The organism is Oryzobacter faecalis (assembly GCF_046764005.1).
Classification (GTDB): domain Bacteria; phylum Actinomycetota; class Actinomycetes; order Actinomycetales; family Dermatophilaceae; genus Oryzobacter; species Oryzobacter faecalis.
Genome location: NZ_JBKOFW010000010.1, coordinates 100,887 through 108,521, shown reverse-complemented (window position 1 = coordinate 108,521; position 7,635 = coordinate 100,887). Strand labels below are relative to the sequence as shown.

At 74.5% G+C, this 7,635-nt stretch carries 10 protein-coding genes; 6 read left to right on the top strand and 4 right to left on the bottom strand.

The window, feature by feature from the left end:
- Together ACK8HX_RS15745 and ACK8HX_RS15740 are read left to right on the top strand one after the other, a co-directional pair.
- On the top strand, positions 1–1,099 hold a 1,099-nt coding region (locus ACK8HX_RS15745), incomplete at its 5' end, for an HNH endonuclease signature motif containing protein (protein WP_411941669.1).
- 4 nt (positions 1,100–1,103) lie between these two features.
- On the top strand, positions 1,104–1,394 hold the full coding sequence (locus ACK8HX_RS15740; RefSeq protein ID WP_411941668.1) for a DUF1905 domain-containing protein: 291 nt from the start codon (positions 1,104–1,106) through the stop codon (positions 1,392–1,394).
- A 70-nt stretch (positions 1,395–1,464) separates the two neighbouring features.
- On the opposite strand, the gene fahA is transcribed toward ACK8HX_RS15740, so the two are convergent.
- Both fahA and ACK8HX_RS15730 read right to left on the bottom strand, forming a co-directional pair.
- The gene (fahA, locus tag ACK8HX_RS15735) at positions 1,465–2,706 is read right to left on the bottom strand and encodes a fumarylacetoacetase (RefSeq protein ID WP_411941667.1); all 1,242 of its coding nucleotides are present in this window, start codon (positions 2,704–2,706) and stop codon (positions 1,465–1,467) included.
- 36 nt (positions 2,707–2,742) lie between these two features.
- Positions 2,743–3,627, bottom strand: a complete 885-nt coding sequence (locus tag ACK8HX_RS15730) for a hypothetical protein (RefSeq protein WP_411941666.1) — start codon at positions 3,625–3,627, stop codon at positions 2,743–2,745.
- Between the two features lie 198 nt (positions 3,628–3,825).
- Here ACK8HX_RS15730 and ACK8HX_RS15725 point away from each other — a divergent pair, with 198 nt between their 5' ends.
- From ACK8HX_RS15725 to ACK8HX_RS15710, 4 genes are read left to right on the top strand one after another with little or no spacing between them, the layout of a single operon-like run.
- Positions 3,826–5,076, top strand: a complete 1,251-nt coding sequence (locus tag ACK8HX_RS15725) for a homogentisate 1,2-dioxygenase (protein ID WP_411941665.1) — start codon at positions 3,826–3,828, stop codon at positions 5,074–5,076.
- Positions 5,077–5,110: 34 nt separating this feature from the next.
- Complete coding sequence (gene clpS / locus ACK8HX_RS15720; protein ID WP_411941664.1) at positions 5,111–5,401, top strand: ATP-dependent Clp protease adapter ClpS; 291 nt, start codon at positions 5,111–5,113, stop codon at positions 5,399–5,401.
- On the top strand, positions 5,401–6,015 hold the full coding sequence (locus ACK8HX_RS15715) for a DUF2017 domain-containing protein (protein WP_411941663.1): 615 nt from the start codon (positions 5,401–5,403) through the stop codon (positions 6,013–6,015). Before clpS ends, ACK8HX_RS15715 begins: the two co-directional genes overlap by 1 nt.
- Positions 6,012–6,434, top strand: a complete 423-nt coding sequence (locus tag ACK8HX_RS15710; RefSeq protein WP_411941662.1) for a VanZ family protein — start codon at positions 6,012–6,014, stop codon at positions 6,432–6,434. The genes ACK8HX_RS15715 and ACK8HX_RS15710 overlap by 4 nt, the downstream gene beginning before the upstream one ends.
- Here the strand turns inward: ACK8HX_RS15710 and ACK8HX_RS15705 are convergent.
- Together ACK8HX_RS15705 and ACK8HX_RS15700 are read right to left on the bottom strand one after the other, a co-directional pair.
- On the bottom strand, positions 6,423–6,710 hold the full coding sequence (locus ACK8HX_RS15705; RefSeq protein WP_411941661.1) for a PqqD family protein: 288 nt from the start codon (positions 6,708–6,710) through the stop codon (positions 6,423–6,425). The two genes, ACK8HX_RS15710 and ACK8HX_RS15705, sit on opposite strands and share 12 nt — an antisense overlap.
- On the bottom strand, positions 6,707–7,591 hold the full coding sequence (locus ACK8HX_RS15700) for a nucleotidyltransferase family protein (RefSeq protein ID WP_411941660.1): 885 nt from the start codon (positions 7,589–7,591) through the stop codon (positions 6,707–6,709). The genes ACK8HX_RS15705 and ACK8HX_RS15700 overlap by 4 nt, the downstream gene beginning before the upstream one ends.
- Positions 7,592–7,635: the final 44 nt, after the last annotated feature.

Sequence of the window (7,635 nt, the reverse complement as noted above, 5' to 3'; positions counted from 1 at the left end):
GGCCCTCACCGACCTCGTCACCGCCCAGGCCACCGTCACCATCTCCCTGGTCCTCACCACCCCCGCCGACACCACCGCCACGGACATCGCCGACACCACCCACACCGAGAACGCCGACATTGACAGCGCGCACAGCGCGGTCGAGCCCGCCGTCGACGGCGCGGCAGCGGGCACCGGGTCTGCTCGACCCAGCCGCGGAGGCGACCTGGTCGAGGTCCGCGGCCTCCGACCCGGCGAGCCGGCCCTGGTCCCGCGCGCCTGGGTCGAGCAGCTCCTCACCGCCACCACCCGCACCGGCGGGCGGACCGCCCACCGCGCCAGGCGACGAACCGGACCACCCCGCCAGCAGGACAGCGTGCAGGACCGGGACGTCGGCAACGGGTTCGAGGTGCGGGTGTCCACCGCGCCCTGCCACCGCGACACCGGCGCGCTCCAGCCCGGCACAGCCATGCCCGACGTGCTCGGGTACCGGCCACCGCCCTGGCTGGCCGCCCTGGTCAGGGCCCGCGACGGACGCTGCCGCTTCCCCGGCTGCTCGGTCAACGCGCGCTCCTGCGACCTCGACCACGTCCGACCCTGGCCGGAGGGGCCCACCGCCGCGGACAACCTCGCCGCCCTGTGCCGGCGCCACCACCGCATCAAACAACGCCCCGGCTGGACCGCCCGCATGATGCCCGGCGCCGTCCTCGAATGGACCGACCCCACCGGGCGCGTCACCACCACCCACCCGCAGGACGCCCTCCACGGCGCAGTCCTTCCCGCCCCCGACCAGACCCCCGCCCGTCCCTCCCAGACCGCCGGCGAGCCCGCCGACCTCGGCGACGCGAGGTCCGGCATCCAGCTCGAGCACCTCCTGCAGCGGCTCCCCGGCACCACGGTGTGGACGCGAGCCTGCCCCCGCGACCGCCGGCTCAGCGTCGTCCACGCCCGCCTGACCGGGCGCGACGAGGCCGGGACGGAAACGACCGCGCGGCACGTCGACGGACCCTCGTGCCCGGCCGGGCCTCCCCCGTCGTGGCGCGGCGCGGAACCCCATGCGCACGGGGTCGGCGTCCCGCCCGTCCTCAGCCCACCCCGTCCGGGTCCCGGCCTAGCCTGACGTCATGGAGCTCGAGTTCAGCGGCGTCGTCTGGCACTGGCGGGGTCCGGCGCCGTTCCACTTCGTCTCGGTGCCCGATGACGAGTGCGGCGCGATCGAGGCCGTGTCGGCACAGGTGACCTACGGGTGGGGGATGATCCCCGTCTCCGGGCGCGTGGGGTCGACCGAGTTCACCACGGCGCTGTGGCCGAAGGACGGCGGTTACGTCGTGCCGCTCAAGGACGCGGTGCGCCGCGCCGAGGGCATCGAGCTCGACGACGTCGTCACCGTTCGCCTCACGGTCACCGGCGCCTGAGCCGCCGTCGCCCCGGAAGGGTGCGCATCGCACGGGGAAGGTTCCGCGGCGATGCGGCAGGCTTCCGGCATCAGGCGGGAAAGTCGGTGCGGGCGGGGAGGATCGTGCCGGTGACCTCGCCGAGGCCGACGACCGTCCCGCCCGGGCCGGGGGCGGTGGCGCGCAGCGTGACCGAGTCGCCGTCCTCGAGGAAGGTGCGGGTCGACCCGTCGTCGAGGGTGACCGGCTCCTGGCCGGACCAGGTCAGCTCGAGGAAGGAGCCCCGCGTCCCCCTCTCCGGGCCGGAGATCGTGCCCGAGGCGAAGAGGTCGCCGCTGCGCAGCGAAGCCCCGTTGACCGTCATGTGCGCGACCATCTGCGCCGACGACCAGTACATGTCGCGGAACTCCGGACGGGAGACGACCGTGCCGTTCCAGTCGACCTCGAGGTGCAGGTCGAGGCCGAACGCGGTCCCTGCGCCGTCCTCGGTCGCCTCGGAGCGCAGGTAGGGCAGCGGCTCGGGGTCCTGCCCGGGAAGCGGGACCCGCGCGGCCGACAGGGCGTCGAGCGTGACGACCCACGGCGAGACCGAGGTCGCGAACGACTTGCCGAGGAACGGCCCCAGCGGGACGTACTCCCACGCCTGGAGGTCGCGCGCCGACCAGTCGTTGAGGAGGACGACGCCGAAGACGTGGTCGGCCGCCTCCGCCATCGGCACCGGCTCGCCCAGGCGGGTGGAGCCACCGACGACGAATCCGAGCTCGGCCTCGATGTCGAGGCGCACGGACGGGCCGAACGAGGGGGCGGGGTCGGCAGGCGCCTTGCGCTGGCCCGACGGCCGCACGACGTCGGTGCCCGAGACGACCACGGTGCCGGAGCGGCCGTGGTAGCCGATCGGCAGGTGCTTCCAGTTCGGCGTGAGCGGCTCGGAGTCGGGGCGGAACATCCGCCCGATGTTCGTCGCGTGGTGCTCCGAGGCGTAGAAGTCGACGTAGTCGGCCACCTCGACCGGCAGGTGCATCGCCACGTCGGCGACCGGCAGGAGGTGCGGCTCGATGGCGTCGCGGTGCGCCTCGTTCGTCAGGACCTCCGTCAACCACTCGCGCGCCGCCGTCCACGCCTCGCGCCCCTGCTCGAGGAACGCGTTGAGCGAGGGGGTCCGCCACACGACGGCCGACTCCATCCCGGCGTGCTCGGCGGCCGCGGCGAGGTCGAGGACGTGCTCGCCCACCCGCACGCCGACGCGGCGCTCGTCGTCACCGGCGGAGAAGACGCCGTACGGGAGGTTGTGGACCCCGAAGGGGTGGTCGGCGGGCAGGTCGAGCCAGGTCATGGCGTCCTTCCGGGGGGAGCTGGTCGGGTGGAACGGTCAGGGACGGGCGGTGAGGCCGAGGACGGCGAGCTCGCCGAGCGGGTCGGTGACGGTGCAGCAGCCGTACGACACGAGGGCGCGCCGGACGGCGACGCCGGTGGCGTCCGGCCACGCGCCGACGAGCTCGGCCAGCGCCGCGGCGTCCCGGAGGCGGAGCAGGCAGGCGACCTCGTCGGCGCCGGCGCCGGACAGGGCGGCTGCGGTCGCGAGGAGGACGTCGAGCACGCCGTGGTTCTCCTCGGCGACGCCGTCGACGTCGTAGGTGCCGCGGACCGCGTGGTGCAGCCCGCCGGTCAGCTTCAGCGGCAGGCCCGCGCCGACCGTGGCGACGAGGACGGCGGCGAGCTCGTCCTCGTCGGGCCAGGCCCACGTGGCCGTGGGTCCCGTGCGGAACTTGGCGAGGACGCGGCGTCCCTCCCGCACCCCGTCCGCGACGTCGGCGAGCGCGGCGCCGTGGCGCTCCCCACGCGGGACCTCGAGCGCCAGGGTGACGTCGTCGAGCCCCAGGTCGCGCCAGCCGTCCTCCCAGCCGAGCTCGGCGCCGACGACCCGGACGACGGGGTGGTCGCGGAGCGCGTCGTGCGCGGCGGTGAGCACCGCCGGGTCCGCGCCCGGCCGCGCCACGAGGACGACGTCGAGCGGCTCGGCCGGGTCGTCCTCCTCGAGGACGGCGACGAGGTCGGCGACCGAGGACCCGGCGACGAGGAAGGGCCCGACCGCGGCCGCGTAGGGGGAGCGTCGGTGCCTCCGGTGCGCGGCGAGGGCCTGGGCCAGGGGCAGGGCCGCGGGCGGGAAGAGCGAGGCGTCGTCGAGCAGGCCGCGCAGGAGGGGGCCGTCGGCGGCGAGGGGAGCGGTCGGACCGTCCGTCGTCGGCAAGGGCATGCGGGCCACGCTACTGGAGCGGGGCGAGCTGTCCCTCCTCAGCCGTCGCGGGTGGGCACTGTGACCACCTGGGCCGGGTCCGGGCAGCACGATCTGACCAATGTGCCGCCGCCCCCGTGCACGGGTGTCCGGTCTCTGCGTCAGCGCCTAGGCTGCGACGGAGCGACCTTCCCGACCACAGCGAGGTGGACCAGACCAGTGGCGCACTACCAGGCGATGGGCAGCATCCCCCCGAAGCGGCACACCCAGCACCGCCGTCCCGCGAAGCGCGGGCAGGTCGGCGAGCTCTACTACGAGGAGCTCATGGGCGAGGAGGGCTTCTCCTCCGACTCCAGCCTGCTCTACCACCGCAACATCCCCTCGACGGTGGCCGAGTACCGCGAGTGGAGTGTCGGCGACCTCAGCACGACGCCGAACCACCCGCTCCTGCCGCGCCATCTGAGGATGCACGACCTCTTCACGCCGAAGCAGGCCAAGGAGGCCGACGTCGTCACCGGCCGACGTCTCCTCCTCGGCAACGGCGACGTCCGTCTCTCGTACGCGGTCGCAGCGAAGGCGAGCCCCTGGTACCGCAACGGCATCGGCGACGAGTGCGTGTACGTCGAACGCGGCAGCGCCCGCGTCGAGACGGTCTTCGGCGCCTTCGAGGTCGGCGAGGGCGACTACGTCATCATCCCGAGGGCGACGACGCACCGCTGGATCCCCAAGGCCTCGACGAGGAACCCGCTGCGCACCATCTGCATCGAGGCGAGCAGCCACATCGCGCCGCCGAAGCGATACCTCAGCAAGTACGGCCAGCTCCTCGAGCACGCCCCCTACTGCGAGCGAGACCTCCGGGTGCCCCGTGGTCCGCTCCTCGCCGAGGACGTCGGCGCCGACCCCGACGAGGCGACCGAGGTCTACATCAAGCACCGCGGCGGTGGCCCCTCGAGCAGCGGCGGCATCGTCGGGACCGTCCACGTCCTCCCGTTCCACCCGCTCGACGTCGTCGGCTGGGACGGCTGCCTGTACCCCTACGTGTTCAACGTCGCCGACTACGAGCCGATCACGGGCCGCATCCACCAGCCGCCGCCCGCGCACCAGGTCTTCGAGGGCTGGAACTTCGTCGTGTGCAACTTCGTGCCGCGCAAGGTCGACTACCACCCGCTCGCCATCCCGGTGCCCTACTACCACTCGAACGTCGACAGCGACGAGGTCATGTTCTACGTCGACGGCGACTACGAGGCGCGCAAGGGCTCGGGCATCGGCAAGGGCTCGATCAGCCTCCACCCGGGCGGGCACGCCCACGGGCCGCAGCCCGGTGCGGCCGAGGCCAGCCTGGGCAAGCACTACTTCGACGAGCTCGCCGTCATGGTCGACACCTTCCGCCCCCTCGAGCTCGGCGAGGCCGGACGCGCCGTCGACGACGGGACGTACGCCGGCACGTGGAACGCCGGTCGCGGCCGCTGAGGAGCCGGACCCCGACCCCTCCTATCCTTGGGGCGTGTCGCTCGCACCCATGACGGAGGAGGTCACCGCCACCGGCGGTGACGTCGCCCCCGACACCCCGTGGGTGACCATCGTGTGGAACGACCCGGTCAACCTCATGACCTACGTGACCTACGTCCTCCAGACCCACTTCGGGTACGGCCGGGCGAAGGCCGAGAAGCTGATGATGGACGTCCACACCAAGGGCCGCGCGGTCGTGTCGAACGGCAGCCGCGAGGCGATGGAGGCCGACACCGAGGCCCTCCACGGCTACGGGCTCTGGGCGACGTTCCAGAAGGACGTCTGATGGCCCGCGGCTTCCGCCGGAAGGGGTCGGGGGGCGAGGTGCGCTTCGCCGCCACCCTCGACCCCCTCGAGCGGGCCACGATCGCGGGGCTCATGGACCAGGTCCACGACCTCCTCGACCCGGCCGACCCCGAGGTCGGCGGCGACGACGACTTCTCGGCGATCGTCGCGGGGCTCGGGATGGGGGTCACCGTCGCCCCCGAGGACCAGGTCGACCTCGACGCCGCGGCCCTCGAGCGCGACCCCGCCCTCGACCGGCTGCTCCCCACGGCGAACCGCGTGGACGACGAGGCCGCCGCTGAGTTCCGGCGGCTCACCGAGACGGGGCTGCGGCAGCGCAAGGCCGGCGCCCTCGCCGAGGCCGCCGCCACGCTGCGCCACGACGACCGGCTGCGCCTCAGCGAGGCCGAGGCGCGCGCCTTCCTCGTGGCCCTCACCGACGTCCGGCTCGTCCTCGGCGAACGGATGGGGCTGCGTACCGACGAGGACCTCGAGACCCTCGAGCGGGCCGCGACCGAGCTCGAGGACGACGACCCGCTCGGGTACGCCCTCGCCGTGTACGACTTCCTCACCTGGCTGCAGGAGACCCTCGCGTCGGCGATGCTGGGCCGGTGAGACGCGCGGGGCGGTGGGGGGCCACGGCGTTCGCGGCCGTCCTCCTCGCGGGCGTCCTCGCCGTGCTGCTGTGGCCCGAGGGCTGGTCGCTCAACCGCGCCGTCGTCGCGGTCTACGTCTTCTTCCTCCACCTCGGGGTGCCGGCGTCGGTGACCCCGGAGGCGTACGCGGTCGTCCTCAACGTCCTCGCCTTCGTCCCCCTCGGCTGGCTGGGGGTCGTGCTGCTGCGGTGGCGCCCGGTGGTCGTCGTCGGCGCCCTCGGGGCCCTGTCGGTGCTCGTCGAGCTGGTGCAGGGGCTGCCCGGGGTGTCGCGCGACCCCAGCGTGCTCGACGTCGTCCTCAACGGTGCCGGGGCCGTGCTCGGTGCCGGCATCGGGCACCTCACCCGCCGTCGGCCGCCCGGCGGGTCAGCGGGCTGACGCCTGCCGCGCGACCACACCGGCCGCGACGAGCCCGGCGACGAACTCCTCGACCCCGGGGGCGACCTCCTCGACCGGCTGCCCGACCCTCGCCGCGACGCGCTCGACGACCTCGGCCAGCGTGCCGCCCTCGACGACGGCGTTCCAGACGACCGCGCCGGGACCGGTGAGGACGAGGGGCGGGCCGTCGGGCAGGGCCGCGGGGTAGACCGTGTCGCCCCACTGGACCCAGCCGGTGCTCGGCGGGACGACGAGGCGGTCGGCGGCCGTCGTCATCGGGCGGACCCCCCGCGGTCCGCCCCGCTGCGCACCCGGGTCGCCAGGCCACGTCCGGCGGCGCCCAGGCGGCGGGCGAACTCCACCGCGACCTCGCGGCGCGAGGGCTCGTGCCCGAGGCGCTGGGCGAGGTAGTAGCGGTTGACCCCGAAGGAGCGCAGGACGACCGACGCCTTCGCGCGCGCCCCGCGGGCCGACCTCAGGCGAGCCTCCCACTCGTCGAGGCGGTCACCGCCCTCGCTGAAGACCCGCCACAACGCCGCCTCGGGGTCGTCGCGGTGCTCGCCGAGGGTGCCGGTGGCCGCGGCCAGCGCGACCGTCGCACCGGTCTCGGCGGCGAGGGCGCGGATGCGGTCGCGGTCCTCGGGGGTGCGGTCGGTCCAGTTGGGTTCGACGTCGGGGTGCTCGACCCCGGGGGTGGTGCTCCGGGCCGCGTGGAGCAGGAGGACGAGCGACTGGGAGATCGGGTCGGGCACCGCGCAGGGCACGTGGCCGAGCTCGATGGTGCCGCGCGTGCGCCAGAGGACCGCGAACGACGCCGCGGGGTCACGGTCCATCCCGGGGTAGTGGCGGTGGACGTCGAGCAGGCCCCAGCTCGGGTGGTAGAGGTTCGCGGCGTGGTCGAAGGCCGACCCGGCCTCGAACGTCGTCTCGACCCGCCAACCGTGCTCGGCCAGGGCGCCCATGAGGCGGTCGACGCCGTCGGGGCGGACGATGACGTCGACGTCGCTGCCGCCGCTCGTGCGGCGCCGCAGGCCGGGGTGCACGGCGGGGCCCTTGATGTGGAGCACGTCGACGCCGGTCTCCTCGGCGAGGCGCTGCACCGCGGCGTGCGCGAGCTCGACCCGCACGGCGACGGGGACGAGGGCCTCCTCGGTCATTCGGTCACTCTAGGGCCGAGGTTCCCCGACGGCCGCGCACCCGG